The 25,440-nt window shown below is 70.1% G+C and carries 23 protein-coding genes; 10 read left to right on the top strand and 13 right to left on the bottom strand.

Annotated features, from left to right (window positions below):
* Together D8896_RS05990 and D8896_RS05985 are read right to left on the bottom strand one after the other, a co-directional pair.
* A complete protein-coding gene (locus tag D8896_RS05990) occupies positions 1–1,719 on the bottom strand; it encodes a sensor histidine kinase (protein ID WP_121821173.1) in 1,719 nt (572 codons plus the stop codon).
* Positions 1,716–2,147, bottom strand: a complete 432-nt coding sequence (locus tag D8896_RS05985) for a DUF5805 domain-containing protein (protein WP_121821172.1) — start codon at positions 2,145–2,147, stop codon at positions 1,716–1,718. Before D8896_RS05985 ends, D8896_RS05990 begins: the two co-directional genes overlap by 4 nt.
* 254 nt (positions 2,148–2,401) lie before the next feature.
* On the opposite strand from D8896_RS05985, the gene D8896_RS05980 reads away from it, so the two are divergent.
* Positions 2,402–3,052: an HAD family hydrolase gene (locus tag D8896_RS05980; protein ID WP_121821171.1), complete on the top strand. Its 651-nt coding sequence runs from the start codon at positions 2,402–2,404 to the stop codon at positions 3,050–3,052.
* Positions 3,053–3,073: 21 nt separating this feature from the next.
* Here D8896_RS05980 and D8896_RS05975 read toward each other — a convergent pair whose 3' ends face one another.
* The 3 genes from D8896_RS05975 to D8896_RS05965 all read right to left on the bottom strand — a co-directional run bounded on the left by D8896_RS05975 (position 3,074) and on the right by D8896_RS05965 (position 7,332).
* Positions 3,074–3,448, bottom strand: coding sequence for a hypothetical protein (locus D8896_RS05975; RefSeq protein WP_121821170.1), 375 nt, complete (start codon positions 3,446–3,448; stop codon positions 3,074–3,076).
* A gap of 68 nt (positions 3,449–3,516) precedes the next feature.
* On the bottom strand, positions 3,517–5,859 hold the full coding sequence (locus tag D8896_RS05970; protein WP_121821169.1) for a DEAD/DEAH box helicase: 2,343 nt from the start codon (positions 5,857–5,859) through the stop codon (positions 3,517–3,519).
* A 78-nt stretch (positions 5,860–5,937) separates the two neighbouring features.
* Positions 5,938–7,332: an MATE family efflux transporter gene (locus tag D8896_RS05965; protein WP_121821168.1), complete on the bottom strand. Its 1,395-nt coding sequence runs from the start codon at positions 7,330–7,332 to the stop codon at positions 5,938–5,940.
* 134 nt (positions 7,333–7,466) lie between these two features.
* Here D8896_RS05965 and lipA point away from each other — a divergent pair, with 134 nt between their 5' ends.
* The 5 genes from lipA (at position 7,467) to lpdA (ending at position 13,818) form a co-directional block, all read left to right on the top strand.
* On the top strand, positions 7,467–8,441 hold the full coding sequence (gene lipA / locus D8896_RS05960) for a lipoyl synthase (RefSeq protein ID WP_121821167.1): 975 nt from the start codon (positions 7,467–7,469) through the stop codon (positions 8,439–8,441).
* 273 nt (positions 8,442–8,714) lie between these two features.
* Positions 8,715–9,824, top strand: coding sequence for a pyruvate dehydrogenase (acetyl-transferring) E1 component subunit alpha (gene pdhA, locus D8896_RS05955; protein WP_121821166.1), 1,110 nt, complete (start codon positions 8,715–8,717; stop codon positions 9,822–9,824).
* A 2-nt stretch (positions 9,825–9,826) separates the two neighbouring features.
* Entirely contained in the window at positions 9,827–10,819 is a 993-nt protein-coding gene (locus D8896_RS05950; protein ID WP_121821165.1) for an alpha-ketoacid dehydrogenase subunit beta, read from the top strand.
* 3 nt (positions 10,820–10,822) lie between these two features.
* The gene (locus D8896_RS05945) at positions 10,823–12,367 is read left to right on the top strand and encodes a 2-oxo acid dehydrogenase subunit E2 (protein ID WP_121821164.1); all 1,545 of its coding nucleotides are present in this window, start codon (positions 10,823–10,825) and stop codon (positions 12,365–12,367) included.
* Positions 12,367–13,818: a dihydrolipoyl dehydrogenase gene (lpdA, locus tag D8896_RS05940; protein WP_121821163.1), complete on the top strand. Its 1,452-nt coding sequence runs from the start codon at positions 12,367–12,369 to the stop codon at positions 13,816–13,818. Before D8896_RS05945 ends, lpdA begins: the two co-directional genes overlap by 1 nt.
* A 22-nt stretch (positions 13,819–13,840) precedes the next feature.
* Here lpdA and D8896_RS05935 read toward each other — a convergent pair whose 3' ends face one another.
* Together D8896_RS05935 and D8896_RS05930 are read right to left on the bottom strand one after the other, a co-directional pair.
* Positions 13,841–14,461 (bottom strand): hypothetical protein, encoded by a 621-nt coding sequence (locus D8896_RS05935; protein ID WP_121821162.1) that lies wholly within the window; start codon positions 14,459–14,461, stop codon positions 13,841–13,843.
* Between the two features lie 58 nt (positions 14,462–14,519).
* Positions 14,520–15,272: a hypothetical protein gene (locus tag D8896_RS05930; RefSeq protein WP_121821161.1), complete on the bottom strand. Its 753-nt coding sequence runs from the start codon at positions 15,270–15,272 to the stop codon at positions 14,520–14,522.
* Positions 15,273–15,444: 172 nt separating this feature from the next.
* Between D8896_RS05930 and pheA the strand changes: the two genes are divergently transcribed.
* The 3 genes from pheA (at position 15,445) to D8896_RS05915 (ending at position 17,009) form a co-directional block, all read left to right on the top strand.
* A complete protein-coding gene (pheA, locus tag D8896_RS05925; protein WP_121821160.1) occupies positions 15,445–16,251 on the top strand; it encodes a prephenate dehydratase in 807 nt (268 codons plus the stop codon).
* 100 nt (positions 16,252–16,351) lie between these two features.
* Positions 16,352–16,780, top strand: a complete 429-nt coding sequence (locus D8896_RS05920) for an Hsp20/alpha crystallin family protein (RefSeq protein WP_121821159.1) — start codon at positions 16,352–16,354, stop codon at positions 16,778–16,780.
* A 40-nt stretch (positions 16,781–16,820) separates the two neighbouring features.
* Entirely contained in the window at positions 16,821–17,009 is a 189-nt protein-coding gene (locus D8896_RS05915; protein ID WP_121821158.1) for a hypothetical protein, read from the top strand.
* Here D8896_RS05915 and D8896_RS05910 read toward each other — a convergent pair.
* Together D8896_RS05910 and leuS are read right to left on the bottom strand one after the other, a co-directional pair.
* A complete protein-coding gene (locus D8896_RS05910; protein WP_121821157.1) occupies positions 16,996–17,466 on the bottom strand; it encodes a hypothetical protein in 471 nt (156 codons plus the stop codon). The genes D8896_RS05915 and D8896_RS05910 overlap by 14 nt on opposite strands.
* A gap of 59 nt (positions 17,467–17,525) precedes the next feature.
* Positions 17,526–20,255, bottom strand: coding sequence for a leucine--tRNA ligase (leuS, locus tag D8896_RS05905; protein ID WP_121821156.1), 2,730 nt, complete (start codon positions 20,253–20,255; stop codon positions 17,526–17,528).
* A 150-nt stretch (positions 20,256–20,405) separates the two neighbouring features.
* On the opposite strand from leuS, the gene D8896_RS05900 reads away from it, so the two are divergent.
* Positions 20,406–20,612: a DUF7535 family protein gene (locus tag D8896_RS05900; RefSeq protein WP_121821155.1), complete on the top strand. Its 207-nt coding sequence runs from the start codon at positions 20,406–20,408 to the stop codon at positions 20,610–20,612.
* A gap of 32 nt (positions 20,613–20,644) precedes the next feature.
* Here D8896_RS05900 and D8896_RS05895 read toward each other — a convergent pair whose 3' ends face one another.
* The 4 genes from D8896_RS05895 to D8896_RS05880 form a co-directional block, all read right to left on the bottom strand.
* Positions 20,645–21,625 carry an ornithine cyclodeaminase family protein gene (locus D8896_RS05895; protein WP_121821154.1) on the bottom strand — a complete coding sequence of 327 codons (981 nt, stop codon included), beginning with the start codon at positions 21,623–21,625 and terminating at the stop codon, positions 20,645–20,647.
* A 441-nt stretch (positions 21,626–22,066) separates the two neighbouring features.
* A complete protein-coding gene (thsA, locus tag D8896_RS05890) occupies positions 22,067–23,755 on the bottom strand; it encodes a thermosome subunit alpha (protein WP_121821205.1) in 1,689 nt (562 codons plus the stop codon).
* 145 nt (positions 23,756–23,900) lie between these two features.
* Positions 23,901–24,449: a KH domain-containing protein gene (locus D8896_RS05885; protein ID WP_121821153.1), complete on the bottom strand. Its 549-nt coding sequence runs from the start codon at positions 24,447–24,449 to the stop codon at positions 23,901–23,903.
* A gap of 111 nt (positions 24,450–24,560) precedes the next feature.
* Positions 24,561–25,421 (bottom strand): winged helix-turn-helix domain-containing protein, encoded by an 861-nt coding sequence (locus tag D8896_RS05880; protein ID WP_121821152.1) that lies wholly within the window; start codon positions 25,419–25,421, stop codon positions 24,561–24,563.
* Between the last annotated feature and the right edge of the window lie 19 nt (positions 25,422–25,440).

Here is a 25,440-nt window from a genome sequence, read left to right as displayed (position 1 = left end):
TCAGTCGTCGCCGACGACCGTCGCGCCGTCGTCGGCCGTGACTGTCGGAGCCGACGGGGAGTAGTCGTCGGGTTTGCTCGCGGGGAGGTCGAGCGTGACGACCGAGCCGCGGGGGTCGTTCTCGTCGAAGACGAGGGTGCCGCGGGACTTGTCGACGACCCAGTAGACCAGCCACAGGCCGAGGCCGCTGCCGTGCTGGAGCGAGGTCTCCTCCCCCTCGACGAGGACGTTCTTCTCCTGGTCGGGGATCCCCGGGCCGTTGTCGGCGACGGTGACGCGGACGCGGGTCTCGCCGTCGCGCTCCTCGGTCTCGACCGTCACGTCGACGCGTGGCTCGTCGGCGTCGGTGTGTTCGAGCGCGTTCTCACAGACGTTCCGGACCGCGATCCACAGCGACTCGACGGCGGCGACCTGCTGCGTTTCGGGGGCCGACAGATTGATTTCGGCGTCGGGGTACTCCTCGCGGAGGTCCGCGACGATCCCTTCGACGATCCCGACCACCTCCTGGTCCTCGAGTCCGAGCGCCTCGTCGTCGAGCGCCTCCTCGATCTGTCTGGCCTTCTCGCTCAGGTCGGTCAGGTCCCGGCCCGTCTCGACGATCGTGGCGGCGGCCTGCTCCGTGCGCCCGTCGTCGGCGGTCTCCCGGAGCAGCTCCGCGTAGTTGAGGATGACCGTCATCTCGTTGCGGAGGTTGTGACGCAACACGCGGTTGAGCACGCCGAGGCGCTGCTCGCGCTCGCGGAGTTCCGCCTCCCGGGCCGCCAGCCCCCGCGCGAGGTGGTTGAACCCGTCGCTTATCTGTTCCCACTCCTCGGCCGACGCCATGTCGAGCCGGTAGCTGTACTCGCCGTCGCGGATGCGGTCGAACCCGTCCAGCAGCCGCTCCGTCTGCCGGAGGTTCGCGCGGTACTGCCAGGCACCGAAGCCGACGACGGAGCCGACGATGACGAGCAGGCCGAGTCCCTGGATGAGCGCGAGTTCCCGGAGCGTGCGGTTGAGCGGCCCCTGGTTGCGCGTCACCGTCACCGTCCATCCGAGGTCCTCGACGGTCGCGGACGCGCCGACCGTCCGGTCGAACTCGTACAGCGGCGACACGAGAGTGTGCCCCTCGCCGTCGGAGACTTCGACCGCCTGCTGGCCCTGGTTCTGCAGCGCCGGCAACATGCCGAACAGCGTCCGGTCGTTGACGACCAGCCGGGCGACCACGACGCCGACGATCTCCATCTCGTCGTTGCGGACCGGGGCGGCGAAGGATATCGACGGCGCGTTCCGCGTCGGCACCGATTCGGGCTGTGAGGCCGCCGGCGCGCCCGTCCGCTGGGCGATCCTGATGTACCGCTCGTCCGAGACGTTCGACCCGAGCAGCGCCGACCGGTTCTCCTCGGTGTACGGCCCGAACACCGACACCACGGTACCGTCGGCGTCAACGACGTGGGCCGCCCAGAACCGGCTGGTGTCGAACGTGCGTTCGAGGAACGCGTCGGACTCGTTGAGCCGGGCGGGATTCGGATGCTTCGCGGCGAACAGCTGGACCTCGTCCTTGCGGCTCTCTATCTGCTCGTCGATGGAGCCGGCGGCGTCGCCGGCTGCCCCCTCGACGTTCGCCCGCTCCTGCTGGACGAGCTGGTTCTGGTAGAACAGCAGTGCGCCGACGTTGACCGCCCCGAGCACGACGACGATCGCAAGCAAGAGCAGCGCCGACTTGGTGCGTAGCTTCATCGCTCGTCCTCCTCGACGAGCTGGTAACCGCCGTGGAGTCCGCTGTAGCGGACCTCGCCGTCCGCCTGCATCTCCGCGAGCGCGTCCTCGACGTGGCGCTCCAGCTCCCCGGTGATCGCCTCGACGAGGTCGTCCCACGACCGGTACTCCTCGCGCCGGAGCTGGCTGCGGATCTCGTCGGTGACGTGTTCCTCGGTCATCGCGGGGGAGCTGTCGGTGTCGGGCTGGACGTTGACGCTCATCCGGCCCGCCTCGACCATCCGTTCGACGAACTCGTCGAGGTCGAGCTTTGCCATCTCGGCCTGGCGCTCCCAGGTCTCCAGCAGCCCCGAGCGGACGGTGAGCGTCACCTGCTCCCTGTCGGGGCCGGACCGGTCGGTGACGCTCCCGTCACCGTCCGACGCCGTTCCCTGGCTGTCGTCGGTCATGTGGCCTCCGGATGGCAGCCACGGGGTCGCCCCCGCGACCCATCTGTCATGGATCTGTAAACTGAAAGGGCATAAATCGCCCGTTGGTTCACACCGATCCGACGGCTTTAGTCGCTGCCCGTCGTGGTCCCGGGCGTGTACGGATCGACCGAACGCTGGCTGCGTGGCGACGAACCGACCGACGCCGGCCGCGACGGACCGACCGGGACCGGTGACGACGTGACCGACACCGGGACCGCCCGAGGTGGCCGCTGATGCGTGCCGTCTGCTTCGACATGGACGGCGTGATCGTCGACTCCGAGGACTACTGGGTCGAACTCGAGACCGAGGAGATCCTCCCCGCCGCGGTCCCCGACGGCGGGGTGACGGAGCAGGAGATCACCGGGATGAACTACCGCGAGATCTACGACTACCTCGACGCGAACTACGACGTGGCGATCGCCCGCGAGGCGTGGCTCGACCGCTACGAGTCCGCCGCCGAAGCGATCTACACCGAGCAGGTCAGCCTCATGCCGGGCTTTCGCGACCTCGTCGAACGGCTCCGCGAGCGCGGCCTGCGCGTCGCCGTCGTCTCCTCGTCGCCGCCCGAGTGGATCGACCTGGTGGTCGACCGCTTCGAACTGGACGACCTGTTCGACGACCTCGTGAGCGCGGACCACGTCGACGGCGACAGCAAGCCCGAACCGGACGTGTTCGAACACGCCGCCGAGCGGGTCGGCGTCGCCCCCGAGGACTGCGTCGCGGTCGAGGACTCGAAAAACGGCGTCCGCTCCGCGAAGCGCGCCGGGATGGTCGCCGTGGGCTACCGCACCGAAACCAACGCCGAGATGGACCTCTCGGAGGCGGACGCGGTCGCGGACGGGGCGGCGGAACTGCGCGAGGAACTGCTGACGCGGACGGCCTGAGCTCGGCGGCGGGCGGCGTCGTTAGATCCGCCGGGCGAGTGCCGCACGAACGTCGTACGCTGCGACCAGATAGCTCGTACCAGCGGCGACCGCAACCGCCGCGAGGAGCGCCTTCGCGGCGGCGATAGCGTCCGCCGGCACGAACGACTGGGTCACGATGAGGGCGACCAGCAGCGCGACCGGGAACGTTCGCACACCACGGCCAACGGCCGCGTCGTCGAACCGGTAGTCGCGAAACGTCGGAAAGACGAGACGGGCGAGAATCACGGCGAGAAGGATCCCGACCACCGTTTTCGTGTACGGGTCGGAGTAAAACGAAAGGGCCCAGAAGCCGACGCCACCGGCGATAGTTGTCGTGAGGAGGAGTGCCCACAGGGACCGGCGATCGATCGCCATGACTGGGTTACCCTTGATCCCGTGGCGGAATAAAATCCGTGCCGAACCGGAGCGGTTTCAACACGGGGTTACCCGACGCGAACCGTCCGACGCTCCTCGACCGGCAGCAGCGGCAGCTCCGGAAACGCCACGCTGACCGTGAACGACATCTCGTCGGCGTCGCCGCCGAACACGCCGACCGGGACCGTCATGCTGTCGTTCAGATACCCCTCGGTCGCGGTCATCTCGACGCCGTTGACCGTGACGCGGACGCCCGCCTGCGCCGCGCCGCCGACGTTGCGGACGGTCACCTCGCACAGGTCGTTCTCGCCGCGGGCGACCGTCTCGGGGAAATCGCCCCACTCGACGACGACCCTCGGCAGGCCACGGGCGGCCTTCAGCACGCGCTCGGCGACGCCGTCGGAGAGGCCGGCGGCCGCGAGCCCGTCGGCCCCGGCGTCCACGGCGTCGGCGGGCGTCTCGATCCCCTCCGACGCGAGCTTGCTCGCCCTCCCCGAGCCGACGCCGTCGATGGCCGTCAGCCCGACCGCCCGCTCGCTCACGCCGTGCTCGACGCGGGCCTCGACGCGGCGGGCGAGGGCGGCGGCGTGGGGGTCGGCGAAGCGTTCGAGGAACGACCGGAGCGCCGACAGCAGGCGCACGGCGTTCTGCCGGATCACCCACGCGTCGCTGCGCAGTTCGGAGGGCGTCGAGCCGGTCATCGACGAGCGGAGGATGGCGAGCACCTTCCGCGGTCCGGGTTCGAGGTCGCCCGCGTCCTGTCCCGTGAGCACCGCGGACACCGCGTCGCGCTCGGACTGGCGCGCGCTGACGCTGTCGAACTCCGTCGCGCCGGCGACGGTCCGGAGGATCCCCTCGGTCGTCACGTCGTCGCCGGTGGCGAGGTCGTGGAACCGCTCGGCGGTCGCCAGCCGGAGGTAGAACTTCGACGCGAGCACGCCCAGCCCCGTCGCGGCGACGCCGAGGTCGGCGTCCGTCTCGACGAAGCCGCGGTCGACCAGCCGCTCAAGTTCGCCGCGGACGCGGTCCCGGAGGTTCGAGAAGTCGTACTCGGCCGGCTGGCTCTGGGCGCGGACGTAGTAGAACGTGGTTTCGAGCCACGACATCACGTCGTCCAGGTCCTCGATGGTGCCCATCGCTATCTCGGCGTTCAGGTGGGCGTCCAGGTCCTCGGCGAGGCGGGACTCGATCTCCTTGCCCTCCCGTAGCAGGCGGCGGTACTTGTCGGCCTCCGAGCGGTCGCAGACGACCCAGCCGTAGCCCACGTCGTCGTACCCCGGTCGCCCGGCGCGGCCGAGCATCTGGAGCACGTCCAGGGGACTCATGTCGACCTCGCCCTCCAGCGGGTCGTGGAGCTTCGTGTCCCGGATGACGACGCAGCGGGCAGGGAGGTTCACGCCCCACGCCAGCGTCGAGGTGGAGAAGAGGAACTGGATCCTGTCCTCCTTGAACCACTCCTCGACGAGGTCCTTGTCGTTCTTCGAGAGGCCGGCGTGGTGGAAGGCGACGCCGTCCAGCACGGACTTGCGGAGCGTCTCGTTCTCCAGTCGCTTCGTCTCGGTGTGGAAGTCGTAGTCGCCGCGCGCGCCGACGGGCACGTCGCGCTCGGCGATCTCGTCCCGGGTCTTCTTGGCCGCCTGCACGGTGTCCTGCCGGGAGGAGACGAACACCAGGGCCTGCCCGCCGTCGCGGACGTGCGGTTCGGCGAGGTCCAGCGTGCGGTAGAGCCGCCGGTACTTGTCGGCGAAGGAGTTCTCGCCGTGGGTGTACGTCTTCACGTCGGCGTTGAGGTCGACCGGGCGGTACTCCTCGCCGAACTCGAACGTCGACTCGGGCGGGGCGTCGAGCCACGCGGCGACGTCCCCTGCGTTCGGCATCGTCGCCGACAGCGCGACGATCCGGGGGTCACAGAGCCGGCGGAGCCGCGACACCGTCACCTCCAGCACGCTCCCGCGGCGGTCCGAGTCGAGCAGGTGGACCTCGTCGATGACACAGCAGTCCACGTCCGTCACGAAGTCGTACCGGCGCGTGTCGTGTTTCCGGGTCGCCGAATCGGCCTTCTCCGGCGTCATCACGAGGATGTCGGCGTGGCGGGCGCGCCGCGGGTTCAGGTCGCGCTCGCCGGTGACGACGTACACGGAGTAGCCCAGGTCCTCGAAGCGTTCCCACTCGCTCTCCTTCTCGTTGGTGAGCGCGCGCATCGGGGCGATAAACAGCGCGGTGCCACCCTCGGCGAGCGTCTTGCAGATCGCGAGTTCGGCGAGCGCGGTCTTGCCGCTGGCGGTCGGCGCGCTGGCGACGACGTTGTCGTCGCCCTCGACGATCGCCGGCAGGGCCTCGCGCTGCATCCGGTTGAACTCGTCGAACGAGAACGCGTCGGCGAACTCGGGGACGACCTCGGCGACCTCCATCTCGTGTGGGTGGGAGCGTTCGGGGGGCAAAGGCGTTTCCGTCGCGGCACGTCGCGCGGACCGGACTGTCCCCCGCCGTCAGTCGTCGGCGACGGCCTGCGAGACGGCGCGGTCGAGCATCCCCGAGGACGTGCTGTAGTAGTAGTACGCGCCGAGGCCGACGGCGACGGCGACGTTCGACAGCGTCACCGCCCAGAACACGGCGTGGACGCCCGCGTCGAGGAGGACGACGCCGCCCACCGCCAGCGGCAGGCGCACGCCCCAGTACTGGCACAGCGAGGCGACCATGCTGGTCCGGGTCCGCCGCGCGCCGTTGAACCCCGCCCGAAGGACGTACGTCGCGCCGATCGCCCAGTACCCGTACGCGAGGATCCGGAGGTAGTCGACGGTCAGGTCGAGCGCCGCCGGCGACACGTCGGGGACGAACAGCCGGGTCAGGCCGGCGGGGACGAGCCACTGGAGCGCGCCGACGAGCGACAGCGCGCCGGCGGCGATGGCCACGCCGACCCACGTCGTCCGGCGCGCGCGCTCGGGGAGTTCGGCCCCGATGTTCTGGCCGATCACGCTCTGGGCAGCCTGACTCAGCCCGCTCGCCGGGATGAAGGCGACGCTCGCGACCCGCGCGCCGACGGTGTAGGCGGCGAGGCCGGCCGCGCCGCCGACAGTCGCGACGATGCCGACGACGACGATCCGGACGCCGTCCTGTGCGATCCGCCGTCCCGCCGCGGGCGCGCCGACGGTGACCAGTTCGCGGTACTCCCCGAGGTCGAACGCCACCGCGTCGCGGGAGAGTATAAACGAGTCCCGGAGGCCGAGCGCCATCGCCAGCGCGAGCAGGAAGCCGACGCCGTAGCCGGCCACCGTCGCCAGCGCCGCGCCGCGAATCCCCATCCCGTCGACCGGCCCCCACCCGAAGATCAGTATCGGGTCCAGAGCGACGTTGACGAGGACGGCGGTGGCGTTGACGTACAGCGCCGCCCGGGAGTCACCCCACCCGACGAAGCCGCCCTCCAGCACGTCGCTGGCCGCCATCGCGGGCACGCCGAGCGCCCACGTCGCCAGATACGTCGCGGCGAGCGGCGCGACCGTCGGGTCGGCACCGAGCAAGGAGACGACCCGGTCGGCTCCGACCACGGCGACGCCCGTGACGACGACCGCGAGCGCGACGCCGAAGGAGAGCCCGTGAACGGCGATCCGTCGTGCGCCGGTGTACTCCTCCGCGCCGACGCGCTGGGAGACGATCACCTGCGTCCCGACGAACGGGGCCATGACCGCCACCGAGGTCAGCATCGCCGTCACGGGGTAGTTCAGCCCCACCGCGGCGACGGCGTCCTCGCCGAGGCGGCCGACCCAGAAGGTGTCGACGACCTGCTGGACGACCTGCACAAGGTTCTGCGCGACGAGCGGGAGGGCGAGCACGACCAGCGTCCGGCCTATCGGCCCCTCGGTGAGGTCGTCGTCCGCGTTCCACATCGTTTTTGCTATCGTTATCTAATGTTACAAATAGTTTTAGATATTGGTGGGGAAAAATAGCCGCCGGTTCGACGGCGAGCGCAACGGTCGCCAAACCCCACCGCTTTTCACCGGATGGTCCGTCAGGATCGACCATGAGCCGCCCGCGAAAGCCCGACTGGCTGGCGGTCCAGCCGCCGGCGGGGGAGGAGTTCACCGGGATCAAGGAGACGCTGCGGGACCACGACCTGACCACGGTCTGCGAGGAGGCCAACTGCCCGAACCTCGGGGAGTGCTGGAGCGGGCGAACCAGCGGGTCGCCGAACGGGGAGGCTGACGACGCCGCCGACGGCGACGGCGGCGGGACGGCGACGTTCATGCTGATGGGCGACTCCTGTACCCGGAACTGCGGGTTCTGCGACGTGGACACCGGCGGCGGCCAGCCGCTGGACCCCGACGAACCCGAAAACGTCGCCAGCGCGGTCGCTGAAATCGGGCTGGACTACGTCGTTCTCACGTCGGTCGACCGCGACGACCTGGACGGGCAGGGCGCGGGCCACTTCGCGGAGACGATCCGGGAGATCAAGCGTCGCGACCCCGGGATCCTCGTCGAGGTGCTGATCCCCGACTTCCAGGGCGAGGAACGGTTAGTGCGGGAGATAATCGACGCCGACCCGGACGTGATCGCCCATAACGTCGAGACGGTCCAGCGCCTGCAGGGGCGGGTGCGGGACCCGCGAGCGGGCTACGAACAGAGCCTCCGCGTGCTCGAACAGGCGGCCCGCGAGTCCGACGCGTACACGAAGACCTCCATCATGCTCGGCCACGGGGAGTACGACCACGAGGTGTACCGCACCCTCGCGGACCTCCGGGCGGCCGACGTGGACGTGGTGACGCTCGGCCAGTATCTCCGGCCCTCGCGGGACCACCTGCCCGTCCGGAAGTACGTCCACCCGGACAAGTACGACACGTGGCGGCGCGTCGCCGAGGACGAACTCGACTTCCTCTACTGTGCCTCCGGGCCGATGGTTCGCTCCTCGTACAAGGCCGGCGAACTGTTCGTCGACGCCGTCCTGCGGGAGGGGAAATCCGTCGAGCAGGCCCGCGAAGAGGCGCGGGCGTCGGCCTGACGGCCGTCGTGGCCCCGGCAGCGTTGCGACAGTACAGGACGGGCCGGCGTCGCCGCGGCTCCTGACCGATCGGTCACCGAACACGGCGACTGGCGGATTCGCGGAAAAGGTTTCTAACTTCTCGGGGGAGTTTTGAATCTTCGTCGACTTTCGCCCGCGCTCCCCGCACGTCCATGCGAACCGCTGGCAAGAATGGGGTTGATAGTAAATTATTTACGAAAATCATATAACCCGAGCGATCGTCCGTGCAGGTATGGAACGGAGGGTCCGACCGTGAGTACGTTACAGCACGATCCCCAGGACCGCGTACAGGTGCTGGACGACACCGGTCGGGTACTCGACGAGGCGGAGGTACCCGACCTCTCCGACGAGGAGCTGGTGGAGATGTACCGCGAGATGCGGCTGGCCCGCCGGTTCGACCAGCGGGCCGTCAGCCTCCAGCGACAGGGGCGGATGGGGACGTACCCGCCGCTGTCGGGGCAGGAGGGCGCACAGATCGGCAGCGCTCACGCGTTAGACGAGAACGACTGGCTGTTCCCGAGCTACCGCGAACACGGCGCGGCGCTCGCACGGGGGCTCTCCCTGAAACAGACGCTGCTGTACTGGATGGGCAGCGAGGAGGGGATGGAGATCCCCGAGGAGCTGAACGTGTTCACCTCGGCGGTGCCCATCGCCACGCAGATCCCCCACGCGACGGGCGCGTCGTGGGCGTCGAAGCTGAAAGGCGAGGAGAAGGCGTTCCTCTGTTACTTCGGCGACGGCGCGACCAGCGAGGGCGACTTCCACGAGGGGCTGAACTTCGCCGGCGTGTTCGACACGCCGACGGTGTTTTTCTGTAACAACAACCAGTGGGCCATCTCGGTCCCCCGGGAGCGCCAGACAGCCAGCGAGACGCTCGCCCAGAAGGCGACGGCCTACGGCTTCGAGGGCGTGCAGGTCGACGGGATGGACCCCCTCGCGGTGTACAAGGTGACACGCGAGGCCGTCGAGAAGACGAAAGACCCCGGGCAGGGCCAGCTCCGGCCCACGCTCATCGAGGCGGTGCAGTACCGCTTTGGCGCACACACCACCGCCGACGATCCCTCCGTCTACCGCGAGGAGGAGGAGGTCGAGCGCTGGAAGCAGAAGGACCCGATCCCGCGCATGGAGACGTTCCTGAAGTCGACCGGCCGGCTCGACGACGAGCGCATCGACGCCATCGAGGCCGGGATCGAGGAGGACGTGGCCGACGCCATCGACGCCGCGGAGTCGGTCGACCGGCCGGACCCCGAGGAGATCTTCGCGCACGTGTACGCAGACATGCCCAAGCGACTGCAGGAACAGCTGGAGTGGTTCGAACGGATCCGCGAGACGCACGGCGACGACGCGCTACTGGAGGACTGACTATGGCAGCAGAATCACAGACCCAAGACCTCACGCTCGTACAGGCGGTCAGAGACGGACTGGAGACGGAGATGCACCGGGACGACGACGTGCTCGTGATGGGCGAGGACGTCGGGAAAAACGGCGGCGTGTTCCGCGCCACCGAGGGGCTGTACGACGAGTTCGGCGACCGGCGCGTGATCGACACGCCGCTGGCCGAGTCCGGGATCATCGGCACCGCGATCGGCATGGCCGCGTACGGCCTGCGGCCGGTGCCGGAGATCCAGTTCCTCGGCTTCATTTACCCCGGCTTCGACCAGATCGTCTCCCACGCGGCGCGCATCCGGACGCGGAGCCGCGGCCGGTTCACCTGCCCGATGACGATCCGCGCGCCGTACGGCGGCGGCATCCGCGCGCCGGAACACCACTCGGAGTCGACGGAGGCCTTCTTCGTCCACCAGCCCGGCCTGAAGGTCGTCATCCCGTCGACGCCGTACGACACGAAGGGGCTGCTGACCAGCGCGATCCGGGACCCCGACCCCGTCGTCTTCCTCGAACCGAAGCTCATCTACCGGGCGTTCCGCGGCGAGGTGCCCGAGGAGTCCTACGAGGTGCCGATCGGCGAGGCCGCGGTCCGCCGCGAGGGAAGCGACATCTCGGTGTTCACCTGGGGCGCGATGACCCGGCCGACGATGGAGGCGGCCGAGGACCTCGAGGGTGAGATCGACGTGGAAGTCGTCGACCTCCGCACCGTCTCGCCGCTGGACCAGGACACCATCGTCGAGTCGTTCAAGCGGACCGGCCGCGCGGCGGTCGTCCACGAGGCTCCGAAGACGGGCGGGCTCGGCGCGGAGATCACGAGCATCATTCAGGAGGAGGCAATGCTGTATCAGGAGGCTCCCGTCGAACGGATCACCGGCTTCGATACGCCTTTCCCGCTGTACGCGCTGGAGGACTACTATCTCCCCGAACCGGCGCGGATCAAGACGGGCATCCGCGACGCCGTGGAGTTCTGAACAATGGTACGCGAATTCAAGCTGCCCGACGTCGGCGAGGGCGTCAGCGAGGGCGAGATCGTCCAGTGGCTCGTCGACGAGGGCGACGCGGTCGAGGAGGACCAGCCGGTCGCGGAGGTCGAGACCGACAAGGCCATCGTCGAGGTGCCGTCGCCGGTCGACGGCACCGTCCGCGACATCAACGCCGAGGAGGGCGAGATGGTCCCCGTCGGGACGGTGATCATCACGTTCGACGTGGAGGGCGAGGCCGACGAACCAGCCGAGGAGACCGCCGAGCCGGCGGGCGACGACGCCGCATCCGAACCGGCGGGCGACGCGGGCAGCGAGACGGCCGTCGACGCCGACGAGGAGGTCGAGACGCCGGAGGGCCGCGTGTTCGCCGCGCCGAGCGCACGACGGCTGGCCCGCGAACTCGGCGTCGACATCGCCGCCGTCGAGGGCAGCGGCCCGAGCGGCCGCGTGACCGAACAGGACGTGCGCGCCGCGGCCGAGGACGACGAGGCCGAACCGGAGCCGGCGACCGCCGAGACGACGACGGGCGGCGCGGACGACGGCGCAACCGCCGAGGCCGACGCCGGCGCGGTGTCCGCCGACAGCGCCCAAACCGGCGGGGCGACGGGCGGCACCGCAGCATCGGTCGAGTCGGCCGACCGCGACCGCACGCTGGCCGCGCCCGCGACGCGCAAACTCGCCGAGGAGGAGGGCGTCGACCTGAACGCCGTCCCCGCGACCGAGGAGCGCGACGGCGAGCCCTTCGTCACGCCCGAGGCGGTGCGCGAGTACGCACAGGCCCAGCAGGAGGCCCAGCGCGCCGACACCGAGGCGCTGGCCCGGCGCGAGGAGCCGGCCGAGCGCGAGGTCCGCGAGCCGTACCGCGGCGTCCGCAAGTCCATCGGCGACCAGATGGAGCAGTCGAAGTACACCGCACCCCACATCACCCACCACGACACGGTCGACGTGACGAACCTCGTGGAGACCCGCGAGCGCCTCAAGGTCGAGGCCGAGGACCGCGGGATCCGGCTGACGTACATGCCGCTGGTGATGAAGGCCGTCACGGCGGCGCTGAAGGAGTTCCCGATGGTCAACGCCAGCCTCGACGAGGAGAACGAGGAGATCGTCAAGAAGCAGTACTACAACGTCGGCGTGGCGACGGCGACCGACGCCGGCCTGATGGTGCCCGTGGTCGACGACGTGGACCGCAAGGGGCTGCTCCAGATCGCCTCCGAGATGAACGAGAAGGTCCAGAAGGCGCGGGACCGCTCCATCAGCATCGACGAGATGCAGGGCGGCACGTTCACCATCACGAACATCGGCGGGATCGGCGGGGAGTACGCGACGCCGATCATCAACTACCCCGAGGTGGCGATCCTCGCGCTCGGCACCATCGAGCAGCGCCCGGTCGTCGAGGACGGCGAGGTGGTCGCGCGCCACACGCTGCCGCTGTCGCTGTCGGCCGACCACCGCATCGTCGACGGCGCTGACGCCGCACGCTTTACGAACCGCGTGAAAGAATACCTGAAACAGCCGGAGCTACTGCTACTAGAGTAATGGTCGTCGGAGACATCGCAACAGGAACTGACGTACTGGTGATCGGCGCGGGACCGGGCGGCTACGTGGCCGCCATCCGCGCCGGTCAGTTGGACCTCGACGTGACGCTCGTCGAGAAAGACGCCTACGGCGGGAGCTGCCTGAACCACGGCTGCATCCCGTCGAAGGCCATGATCACGGCGGCGGACGTGGCCCACGAGGCGGGCAACGCCGAGGAGATGGGCGTCCACGCCGACCCCGCGGTCGACCTGGCGAAGATGGTCGAGTGGAAGGACGGCGTGGTCGACCAGCTCACGAGCGGCGTCGAGAAGCTGAACAAGGCGAACGGCGTCAACCTCATCGAGGGGCGGGCGGAGTTCGCCGACGAGAACAGCGTCCGCGTCGCCCACGGCGGCGAGGGGCAGGGCAGCGAGACCGTCGAGTTCGAGCACGCGATCATCGCGACCGGCTCCCGGCCCATCGAGATCCCCGGGTTCTCCTACGAGGACGAGCCGGTGCTCTCCTCGCGGGACGCGCTCGCGCTGGACTCGCTGCCGGACAGCATGGTCGTCGTCGGCGCGGGCTACATCGGGATGGAGCTGTCGACGGTGTTCGCCAAGCTCGGCACCGACGTGACCGTCGTCGAGATGCTGGACGACGTGCTGCCGGGCTACGAGGACGACGTCAAGCGGATCGTCCGCGACCGCGCCGAGTCACTCGGCATCGACTTCCACTTCGGCCGGACCGCGAGCGGCTGGGAGGAAGTCGACGACGGGATCCGCGTGTCGACGGAGACTGTCGACGAGGAGGCCGCTGCGGAAGCGGACGGCGGCGCGGCCGAGACCTTCGACGCCGACAAGGTGCTCGTCGCGGTCGGCCGCCAGCCGGTGACCGACACGCTCAACCTCGAAGCGGCGGGCATCGAGCCGAACGACGACGGCTTCATCGAGACGGACGACCGCGCCCGCACCGAGCAGGACCACATCTTCGCGGTCGGCGACGTGGCCGGCGAGCCGATGCTCGCCCACAAGGGTAGCAAGGAGGGCGAGGTGGCCGCCGAGGTGATCGCCGGCGAACCCGCCGCGCTCGACTATCAGGCGGTCCCCGCCGCGGTCTTTACCGACCCCGAGGTCGGCACCGTCGGGCTCACCGAGGCCGAGGCCGAGGACGCCGGCTTCACCCCCGTCGTCGGCCAGTTCCCGTTCCGCGCCAGCGGCCGGGCGCTGACCACCGGCGAGGACGAGGGGTTCGTCCGCGTCGTCGCCGACGAGGACAGCGGCTTCATCCTCGGCGCGCAGGTCGTCGGCCCCGAGGCGTCGGAGCTGATCGCCGAGTTCGGCCTCGCCATCGAGATGGGCGCGACGCTGGAGGACGTGGCGTCGACGGTCCACACCCACCCCACGCTCGCCGAGGGCGTGATGGAAGCCTGCGCGAACGCGCTGGGGCACGCGATCCACGCGCTGAATCGGTAACGCGACTCCCCTTCTGCCGTCTCTATTCGACGCCCCGCACCAGGTCGAGCAGCGCCTCGCGGTACTCGGTGCCCGAACGCGCGTCGACGGCCGCGCGCTCGTCGCCGTCGAGCACCGACGCGAACCCGTCGGTCGGATACCCGCCGCCGGCGACCCGGAAGCTCCGGTCGCGGCTCCAGACCGCGAGCAGGGCTTCGACGGGCAGGTCGCGGCGGTCGCCGCCCCGTTCCACCGGCAGGACGCCGTCGTACCGGGTCAGCGTCGCGCGGTCGCCGGTGCCGACGCGGACGCGGCCGACTCGGCGGCGGTTCAGGTCCGCGAAGCCGCGGTCCCGCAGGTCGTCGGCGAACGACTCCCGGGCCGCGGCGGCGACGGTCGGGAACAGCGCTGCCGTCCCGACGCCGGGCGGCAGCGGCGAGACGACGACGCGGGAGGCGAAGAAGAACCGCCACGTCCGGTCGAGCGTCCCCGCGGTCGCGTCGCGGACCGACTCCCGCAGGGCGGCGTCCTCGTACACCGCGGTGTGGCCGCGAACCGACGCGGTCGGCAGGTCGACCGGTGACTCGACGGTCCGGTCGCGCTCGGTCCAGCCCCCCGCGTCGAGGCCGTCGGGGAGTCCGGCGGGGTCGGGGTCCGGTCCCATACCGGAAGGTACGGCCGAGCGGGCTTGTAACTCCGGATCCGGGGAACCGCCGCGCGCGTCAGGGCGACCCGGTCGGGGCCGACCGCCCGCCGCGGGCGTGGGTGATCTCGCCGGCACCGACCGCGAGCAGCGCGCCGGCTCCCGCCGCGACCACGACGACCCGCGGCGTCGCCGGCACCGCGACGGAGAGCGCGTAGCCGGCCGCGGCGCCGCCGAGGAAGCCGGCCTGTACCGCGAGCACGGCGGTCACGCCACGGCGACGGTCGGTCGAGGCGTACATCGCGCCGATAGCGACGGTCTCGACGGTCGCGTGTGCGGCGAGTAACACCGCGCCGGCGACGCCCACCGTCGACCCGGCGAGGTACACCGCGGCGAGCGCGGCCCCCTCGACCGTACGGTGGGTCACCACGGCCGCCGCGGCCGCGTGGTCGCGGGTCACGCGGTCGTGTCCGTGCGCGCCCCACGCGGCGACGAGGCCCACAGCGACCCCGGCGGCGGCGAGCGCCGGGGCGGCGGTCGCGACGGACGCGGCGTACGCGACGCCCAGAACGACCAGCAGCGCGCCGACGGCACCGTCGACTACGGCCAGCGCGTCGCGCCGGATCGACGCGTTCGCCGCGACGGCCGCCAGCCCGCCGCCGATCCCCGCAAGCGCAGCGACGGCGACGACCACGGGGAGCGCCACCGCCGGAGCGTCGCCCGCCGTGGCGGTCCCGTGCGCCCGGGCCTCGCCGGCGGGGACGACCGCCGACGCGGCAAGCGCCCCGAGCAGGCGGCGACGCCGGCCGAGGGCCGACCGGACGCCGCTCATGCTGACCCGTGGCCGCCGGGGGTGGTCATAACGAACGCATGCAGGGACGCTGCGGGCAAAAAACCGATCCCCGCCGCCGGCCGGGAAGGGTCGCCGAACCGTGCGTCGACGGTGCCCGCGTCGGCCGCCGCGACCGGTGTGCTTTTGTCGTTCTGCCGGGGAAAGTGGGGCAATGCAAGCAGTCACGCTCGGTCCCGAGGGGACGTACTCCCACCGCGCGGCGACCGCCGTCGCCGACGAGGTGGAGTTCCGCGAGTCCGTCGCGGGCATCGTCGAGGCCGTCGCCAGCGGGAAGTTCCCCCGCGGCGTCGTGCCGATCGAGAACAGCATCGAGGGGAGCGTCACCGAGACGCTGGACGCGCTGGCCGACCACGAGGTCGCCGTCGTCCGGGAGATCGTCACGCCGATCCGGCACGGCCTGCTCGCGCAGGGCCCGGAGTTCTCCGTCGTCGCCAGCCACTCGCAGGCGCTGGCCCAGTGCCGGGAGTACCTGGAGGCGGAGTACCCCTCCGCGAAACTGGAGGCGACCGCCAGCACGGCGCGGGGCATCCAGCGCGCCCGGGAGGACCCGAACGTGGCCGCCATCGGCCACCCCGACAACTCGGGGGGCGACCTGCAGGTGCTCGCCGAGGACATCCAGGACCGGACCTCCAACGCGACTCGGTTTTTCGTCCTCGCGCCGTCGGGGGACCGGTCGGAAGCGGGCGGGAAAAGCTCCGTCATCGTCTACCCGAACGCCAACTACCCCGGCCTGCTGCTGGAACTGCTCGAACCGTTCGCCGAGCGCGACATCAACCTCACGCGCGTCGAGTCCCGCCCCAGCGGCGAGCGGCTCGGTGACTACGTGTTCCACATCGACGTGGCCGCCGGGCTGTACGAGGACCGTACCCAGGACGCCCTTGAGGTGCTCGACGCGATCGCCGAGGACGGCTGGGTCCGCCGGCTCGGCTCCTACGACAGCGAACACGTCCTGTACTGACTGAGACCGGCGACGCCTGCGAACCGGGTCACCCCCGACGCGACGTTTAAGCCCTCAAGCGTGGTAGGATCTACCGAGGGCGAAAGCCCGGGGGAACACCATGCAACGCAACCCGTTCGACGACGTTCAGGAGCTTCTCGACCGGATGAGCCGGCAGGCCGAGGAGGGGATCCTCCGCGGGGCCGGCGCGGACCTGCGGAGCGTCGCGGTCGACGTGGCCGAGCGCGACGACGAGTTCGTCGTGACCGCGGACCTGCCGGGGTACGAGGCCGACGACATCGACCTCACCGTCGCCGACGACCGCCTCCGCCTGTCGGCGGAGCGGTCCGAGGAACGGGCGGTCGAGGGGGACGACGGCGCGCGCTACCACCGCCGCGAGCGCCGCCGACAGTCGGCGAATCGAACCGTCCGACTGCCCGACGCGGTCGACGAGAACGCCGTCTCGGCGACCCACGAGAACGGCGTCCTCACCGTGACGCTGCCGAAGCGCGAGGAACCGTCCGACGGCCGCCGGATCGACATCGGCTGATATCGGCAGTTTTTACCGGCGACATGGGGGAGTGTGGACCATGGACCTCACGCGCGAGTTCACCACGACGGAGCTTGCGGGGCTCGCGACGGTCGCGTCGACAGTCCTGGTCACCTCGTGGCTGCGGACGCCGGTCGACGGCGTCTCGCGGGTCGGGACCGCGCTGCTCGCCGGCTGTGCGGCGCTGGTGAGCGCGACGCTCGCCCTCCGGCTCCTCAAGCGAGCGTAGCGTCGACCGCCTCGGCCGCCTCGTCGACCGCGGCCCCCCAGTCGTCGGGCAGGTCGCCGCCGCGCTTGGGCGGGTTGATCGCCAGGTCGACCGGCCGGTAGCCGACGCGCTCGAACGACTCGGCGGCCGTTCGGCCGACGAACTCGGCGTTCAGCCGCTTCGAGGAGACGCCGCCGCTCGTCAGGTCGTAGTACGCGGTGAACAACTGGCAGACGACGACGCGGCGGTTCCCGTCGAGCGCGCCGTCGGCGAGGTGGCGGAACAGCTTCGCGGCGTTGTCCGCGGGGTCGGCGCGCCGCCACTCCAGTTCGACGAGACAGAGCGCGTCGTCGCCGACGCCGCCGACGTCGACCGGCGTGCTTCCGACGCGGCGCTCGGTCGTCCAGTCCATCGCCGGTTGCGCCGCTGCGAGGCGGTCAAGGAGCCGGTCGGCGACGCGGTCGGCGTGGCTGCCCACGAGCTGGCCGTCGGCCGCGGGGGACAAAAGCGAATCGACGGCGGTACGCCCCGCCCGCGCTACTCGACGATGTCGATGGCCGGACGCCCGGGTTCGGCCTTGGTCGCCACGTCGTCGTCGGCCTCCGCGGCGCGGACGACGCGGACCGGCGCGTCGAACTCGCGCTCGATCAGCCACGCGGCGGCCACGAGCGACTCGTACTCCGTCTCGGGGTCGAGCGTGAGCGACAGCGCCTCGCGCTCTGCCTGCAGGTCCTGCCCGTAGGACGCCGCGGCGTCGCCCTGCTCGCGGATGTGGGCCTCGCCCATCAGTTCGGAGATCAGGTTGTCGGCGTCGCTCTCGACGGCGATGGACAGGGCGTCGTACTTCCACTCGGGCGTGACGACCACGTCGATCCGCTCGGGGTCGTCGATGCCCGCCACGTCGACGATCTGGCGCACGTCCTCCCGGGTGTTCTCCACGAGGTTCCGGCGCTCCCGGACCGTCTCGCGGTCCGCCTCGGCCCCGGGCCAGTCGGCCTCCGCGACGAACCCCTCGCCGCCGAGTTCGTCGTACAGTTCCTCCGCGAGGTGGGGAACGACGGGCGCGAGCAGGCGCACCGCGACGTTCAGCCCGCGCTCGAACGTCTCGGCGTGCACGTCGTCGGCGTAGTCGCGGTAGCTCCGCAGCGTGCCGACCAGGTCCTGGGCCTGGCGGAGCGCGACGTTGAACGTCAGGTCGTCGTACTCCTCGGTCGCCACGGCGACGGCCGCCTCCGTCTCGCTCGCGACGTACTCGGCGACGGCGTCGCGGTCGCCGTCTCGCGGCTCGTCGCCGCTCGACCGTTCCGAGGCGGTCCGCGCCTCGCCGTCGGCGTCCTCGCTATCGAACGCCTCGACCAGCTTCTTCAGCCGCGTCAGGAAGCGGTACGTCGAGCGGACGCCCTCCTCGGTCCAGTCGAAGTCCCGTTCGGGCTGGGCCGCCTGCATCATGAACAGGCGGGCGGTGTCCGCGCCGTACTCCTCGACGATGCGCTGGGGGGAGACGGTGTTGCCCTTCGACTTCGACATCGCCTCGCCCTCCAGCTGAACCATCCCCTGCGCCAGCAGGTTCGTGAACGGCTCGCGGTGCTCCAGCCCCTCCTCGTCGGCGATAACCTTCGTGAAGAAGCGGGAGTACAGGAGGTGCATCACCGCGTGCTCGATGCCGCCGACGTACTGGTCGACCGGCATCCAGTCGTTGGCCTGTGGCTGGTCGAACGGCGCGTCCTCCAGATCCGGCGAGACGTACCGCAGGAAGTACCACGAGGAGTCGACGAACGTGTCCATCGTGTCCGTCTCGCGGACGGCGTCGCCGCCGCAGTCCGGACAGGTCGTCTGCTTCCACTCCTCGGCGGCGTCCAGCGGGTTCCCCGTCGTGTTGACGAACTCGGGCAGTTCGACCGGCAGGTCGTCCTCGGGGACCAGCACTGGGCCGCAGTCGTCGCAGTGGACGACCGGGATCGGCGTCCCCCAGTAGCGCTGGCGGGAGATGCCCCAGTCGCGCAGGCGGTACTGGGTCGCTTCCTCCGCGCCCTCGGTGTCCGCGGTGATGCGCTCGCGGGCGGTCTCGCTGTCCAGTCCGGAATACTTGCCGGAGTTCACGAGCACGCCGTCGTCGGTGAACGCGCTCTCGGAGACGTCCGGTGCGTCCGGGACCGACTCGCCGTCCCAGTCCTCGGGCTCGGGCGCGACGACGGGGTCGATGTCGACGCCCATCTTCGACGCGAACTCGTGGTCCCGGTCGTCGTGACCGGGCACGCCCATCAGCGCGCCGGTGCCGACGTCCGAGAGGACGAAGTCCGCGACGAAGACGGGCAGTTCGTCGCCCGTCACGGGGTTGGTGGCGACCAGATCCGTCTCGACGCCGTTGGGCTCGTCGCCGTCCGGGTCGGCCTCGTGGTGGACGAACTGGTGGACGGCATCGTCCTCGGCGGCGAGTTCCTCGGCGATGGGGTGGTCGGGAGCCAGCGCGAAGAACGTCGCGCCGAAGACGGTGTCGGCCCGCGTCGTGAACGCCTCGACGGTGCCGTGTCGCTCGGGGTCGTCGGCGTCGCCGACCGCGAACGGCAGGCGGGTGCCGTACTGCCGGCCGATCCAGTTGCGCTGCATCTGCCGGACGGAGTCGGGCCACCCCTCCAGCTCGTCGATGTAGTCGACCAGCTCGTCGGCGTACTCGGTGATCTGCAGGAACCACTGGGAGAGCTCGCGCTGCTCGACGGGGTTGTCACACCGCCAGCACAGCTCCTCCTCGCCCTCGACCTGCTCGTCGGCCAGCACCGTCTCGCAGGAGGGACACCAGTTCACGTCGGCGTCCCGCTGGTCGACCAGCCCGGACTCGTGGAACCGCCGGAAGAACCACTGGTTCCACTTGTAGTAGTCGGGCGTGCAGGTGGCGACCTCGCGGTCCCAGTCGTAGCCGAAGCCCATCGACTCCATCTGCCCCTTCATCGTGTCGATGCAGTCGAACGTCCAGTCGCGGGGGTTCGTGTCACGCTCCTTGGCGGCGTTCTCGGCGGGGAGGCCGAATGCGTCCCACCCCATCGGGTGGAGCACGTCGTCGCCGCGCATCCGTCGATACCGGGCGTACGCGTCCGTGATCGTGTAGTTCCGGACGTGCCCCATGTGGAGCTTCCCGGACGGGTAGGGATACATGCCGAGGACGTAGGTGGGGTCCTCGACGTCGTCCGGCGTCCGGTACACCGCCGCGTCGTCCCACGCCTCCTGCCAGCGGGCTTCCACCGCCGCGTGGTCGTAACTCTCGTCGCTCATTCGCTTACCTATCGTTCCGCGAGTCGTCGCCCTATACCTTTCCATCCGACAGCGACGCCAGCGGCCGGGACCCGAGCGCGTCGCCGGCCCCCGCCACGACGCCGATACGCGCCGGTCGACGCTTTAGCCGCTCGGTGTGGTAGGACGAGTATGAGCGACTCCGACGACGACCCCGCGCTTCCGAGGAAGGTCCTCCGTACGGCGACGCCGCCCTACGCCGGCCATGAGGACCGCGAGATGAACGTCATCGGGTGGAGCGTCTTCCTCGGGATGGTGGTCCTGCTGGTGCCGCTGCTGCCCTTTATCCTGATCCTGTGGGTCCTCACGAAGCTGCTGGACCGGGCGGTAGAGGAGTAGCGCGGGGACGGCGAGAAGCGAGAGCGACCGACTCAGATCAGCTCGAACGGGTAGCCGTTGCCCGCCTGCTCGGCCTCGGCATAGACCACGTGGGCGGCCGCAACGTCCTGAATGGCCAGCCCCGTCGAGTCGAAGACGGTGACGCCGTCGTCGGCGGTGCGGCCGGCCTTGTCGCCGACGACGATCTCGCCGATCTCGCCGTAGATGTCGTCGTCGCCGATCGCGCCCTCGCTCCAGGGGACGTTGACCTCGCCGGAGTGGGTGCACTGCTCGTGGTCGTCGATGACCACTTTCGCGGACTGGAGGACGGCGGTCTCCAGTTCCTGCTTGCCCGCGGCGTCGGCCCCCATCGCGTTGACGTGGGTGTGCTCGCCGAGGTCCTCGGCGGCGACGATGGGGTCCCGCACCGGCGTCACCGTCGACAGCACGTCGCAGGCGGCGGCGTCGGCGATCGATCCCTCGGTGACGGTGAAGCGGTCCGCGAACTCGGCGCGGAACGCGTCGACGCGGTCGGGGTCCTTGTCGGCGACGACGACCTCCTCGATGGGGCGAACCTCCGCGATCGCCTCCAGTTGCGTGTACGACTGGACGCCCGCACCGACGATGCCGAGCGTGGTGGCGTCCGCGACGGCGAGGTGGTCGGTCGCGACGGCGGCGGCCGCGCCGGTCCGCTTCATCGTCAGTTCGGTACCGTCCATGAGCGCGAGGGGGTACGCCGTCTCGGGGTCGGAGTAGATCATCGTCCCCATCACCGTCGGCAGGTCGTGGTCCGCGGGGTTGTCCGGGTGGACGTTGACCCACTTGACGCCGGCGGCGTCCCAGTCGCCCGCGTCCATGTACGCCGGCATCGACCGGAAGTCGCCGTTGTACCGCGGCAGTTCGATGTAGGACTTCGCGGGCATCTGTACGTCGCCGCGCTCGTAGGCGGCGAACGCGGACTCCACCGCACGGATGACCTCGCCCATCCGCGCGTTCTCGTCGACCGCGTCGCCGTTCAGCAGCAGCGTCTCCATGCGCGAACCTCCAGGCGCGCAATACTTAGTTGAACCGGAACTGCCGGTTTCGCGGACTCCCGGCCGGCAGCGCTGTCGCTATCGGTTCGGCAATAAAAAAACGAGTCGTCGGTCGGCGAGCGGTACGGGACAGCGAGGTCGAACACCTACCCTGCTGTGGCCGGGAGCGCGTGCGCGAACGTGTGAGCGCCGCGGGACCCGGGGAAGGGCAGGCAGTCTGCAACGGGTGCACCCGTGAGCGAGGGCCTCGGCCCGAGCGAACGTTCGAAAATCGCGAAGCGATTTTCGCAGCCCACGAGAAGTGCTTCGCACTTCTCGGGACGGTCCGAGGAACCCTCGAAGGGACGCCACCGGCGTCCCTGAGGGGGTGACGACGTGATTTTGATCGACCTTTTACCGAACGAGGGCGCGGAGCGCCCGAGTGCAGCGTAAAAGGTCGTCTTACATCGCGCCGCCCATGCCACCCATACCGCCCATGCCGCCCATGCCGCCGCCCATACCGCCGCCGGGGCCGCCGGCACCGGGGCCGCCGTCGTCGCCGCCGTCGTCGGGGTCGACCTGTCCGCCGGAGAGGTCGCCCGCCGCGATGACGTCGTCGATGCGGAGGATCATCACGGCCGCCTCGGTGGCGGACTCGATGGCCTGGGTCTTCACGCGGAGGGGCTCGACGACGCCCTCTTCCTCCATGTCGATGATGTCGCCGGAGTAGGCGTCGAGGCCGGCGGCGGTGTCGCCGCCGTCGTGCTGGCTCCGCAGGTCGACGAGGGAGTCGATGGGGTCGAGGCCCGCGTTCTCGGCGAGGGTACGGGGGTTGACCTCCAGCGCGTCGGCGAACGCCTCGACGGCGAGCTGCTCGCGGCCGCCGACGGAGTCGGCGAACTGGCGCAGCTGGAGCGCGAGCTCCGTCTCGGGCGCGCCGCCGCCGGGGAGCACCTGCCCGTCCTCGAGCGTGACGCGGACGACGCCGAGCGAGTCCTCGATGGCGCGCTCGACCTCGTCGACGACGTGCTCGGTGCCGCCGCGCAGGATGAGGCTGACGGACTTGGCGTCCTCGACGTCCTCGACGAAGAGGCGCTGGTCGCCGCCGACGTCCTTCTGGGCGACGCTACCGGCGAAGCCGAGGTCGTCCGCCTCGATGTCGTCGAGGTTGCCGACGACGCGAGCGCCCGTCGCGCGGGCGAGCTTGTCGGCGTCGCTGGACTTCACGCGGCGGGCGGCGATGATGCCCTCCTCCGCGAGGTAGTGCTGGGCCATGTCGTCGATGCCGTCCTCGGCGAACACGACGTCCGCGCCGACGTCGGCGAGCGTGTCGACCATCTCCTTGAGCTGCTCCTCCTCCTGGTCGAGGAACTGCTGGAGCTGGTCGGGGTCGGTGACGTTGACCTCGGCGTCGATCTCGGTCTCCTTGACCTCCAGCGCGTCGTCGAGCACGGCGACGTTGGCGTCCTCGACGAAGTAAGGCATGTTCTCGTGGACGCGCTCCTTGTCGACGATGACGCCCTCGACGAGCTCGGAGTTCTCGATGGAGCCGCCGACGACCTTCTCGACCTTGATGTTGTCCGTGTCGATGCCGTCCTCGTCGGCGACCGCGCGGACCGCGTCGACGACGAGTTCGGCCAGCAGGTCGCGGGCGCTCTCCGCGCCCTTGCCGGTCATCGCCGTGGAGGCGATCTGGGTGAGGATCTCGGTGTCGTCCTCGTCGACCTCGATCGCGACGTCCTCGAGGATCTCCTTTGCCTCCTCGGCGGCCTGACGGTACCCCTGGGCCAGCGTGGTGGCGTGGATGTCCTGGTCCAGCAGGTCCTCGGCCTGACTCAGGAGCTCACCGGCGACGACGACGGCGCTCGTGGTGCCGTCGCCGACCTCGTCCTCCTGGGTCTCGGCGACCTCGACGATCATGTTGGCCGCCGGGTGCTCGATGTCCATCTCCTTGAGGATGGTGACGCCGTCGTTCGTGACGACCACGTCGCCCGTCGAATCGACGAGCATCTTGTCCATCCCTTTCGGACCGAGTGTGGTCCGAACGGCCTCGGAGACGGCCTGCCCGGCCGTGATGTTCATCGACTGTGCGTCCTTTCCGGAGGTTCGCTGGCTGTCCTCGGAAAGTACAATGAGTGGCTGGTTGCCCATCTGCTGCGCCATAATCAAGCTACAGGTTGAATGGCATTCTATATAAAACTTGCTAACGACCCGTGACAAAACGCCACACAGAGCGACGCGTGGCGGCGTGTGAGGAAGTCACAAAGACGGGGTTTAAGTACAGTGTCGCGGACCGCTACCCGGGGAACTGGTGGTACTCCATCCCGCGGCGCTTGAGTTCGTTGTGCTTGCGTTCGAGGAACGCGTAGACGGAGCCGTGAGGCGCACCGTCGAGGATCATCTCGGCGGCCTCGCGCACGATCTCGACCTGCTCGGGGTCGCCGATGACGCCGAGCGTCGAGCCGTAGATGACGACCGACGCGCCGGTGAGCTCCTCCATCAGCTCCCGGGTCCGGCCGTTCTCGCCGATGAGCCGGCCCTTCTTGCGCTTCAGGTCGCTCTTGTTCCGGGCGACCGCGTCGATGTCGACGAGGTCGAACATCATCATCTCGTCGTCGAGCAGCGTCAGCGCGGTCTCGGGCTTGAAGCCGCGGCCGATGGCTCTGACGATGTCGGGGCCTTTCAGGCCGCGGATGGGGTCGCCGGTCTTGTCGATGCCGACCGAACCGTTCTCGGAGTCGATGTCGAGTCGCACCTCCGCCCGGTTTTCGATCTCGCGCATCGTCTCACCGCCCTCGCCGATGAGCACGCCGATGCGGTCCTGCGGAATCTTCACGTGCTGCATGAACGGTGGTAGGCGGTACGCCGTTTTAAGGGTTCGGCACCGGGCCGAGCCGCCGCGTCGACGCGTCGCTGGCTTCGTCGGGCCGTCGGAGCGCACCGCACAGTCCGGGTGTCAGGCCGACCGCCGCTCGTACCCGTCGACGGTCGCGTCGGCGTCGACGTCGACGCGCAGTTCCTCGTCGCCGAGCGGGATCACCACCCGGACGCGCGGCGGGTCCGTCGACAGGAGTTCGTGGCGGTCGGAGACGAGCCAGTCGAGGTCCCACAGCGGCGTCTCCCGGAGGTCGACGCCGTGGTCGTGGTGAAACGCCACGACCGCGGGGTGGTCGATGACCGCAGCGCCGACCACCGACACCGAGGAAAAGGAACAGCGGTCGCACTCGTGGGAGAGCCCCGGCACGCCGAGCTCCGGGTCGGGGTCGTCGTCCATCGTGGTCCGTATCCGTCCGAGACAGCGCTCGCAGAACCCCGCGAACTGCTGTGACATCTGCGTCCGGATCCACCGGTCGAAGACGTGGGGCAGGTCCTCGCGGTCGTACCCTTCGACCAGCCCCGGCGGGACGCCGTACTCCGTCACGGACAGGTCACACTCCGTACAGCCGACCCTGGCGCGCTCGTTGCGGTACGTCGCCGCGAGCGACGCGCCACACTCGAAGCAGTTCGCGTCGACGGGGACGGGGTCGACCGTCAGCTCCCGGGTGTACGCGCCCGAGAGCACCGCGCCGATCACCTGCTTCCCGGCGTAGCGGAGCGCGTAGCCGTCGTCGACCTCCCGGACGAACACGCCGACGAGCTTGCCGAGGTGGTAGTTGAACTGGCCGCTGTCTCGCACGCCGGTCCGCTCGCGGAGGTCCGAGAAGGAGAGCGACCGTTCGTCGGCGTCGTACAGCGCCCGGAGGATCGCAAAGCGCGTCTCGTTCGACAGCAGCGAGAACGCCGCTTCGGGGGACCGGGCGGCGTCGGCGTCGGTCATGCGTGACGGCTCGCGGCGG

Source organism: Halostella salina (genome assembly GCF_003675855.1).
In the GTDB taxonomy this organism is placed as follows: Archaea; Halobacteriota; Halobacteria; order Halobacteriales; family Natronoarchaeaceae; genus Halostella; species Halostella salina.
Note: the sequence above shows the minus strand (reverse complement) of the source record. Positions and strands in the feature narration are given on the sequence as shown.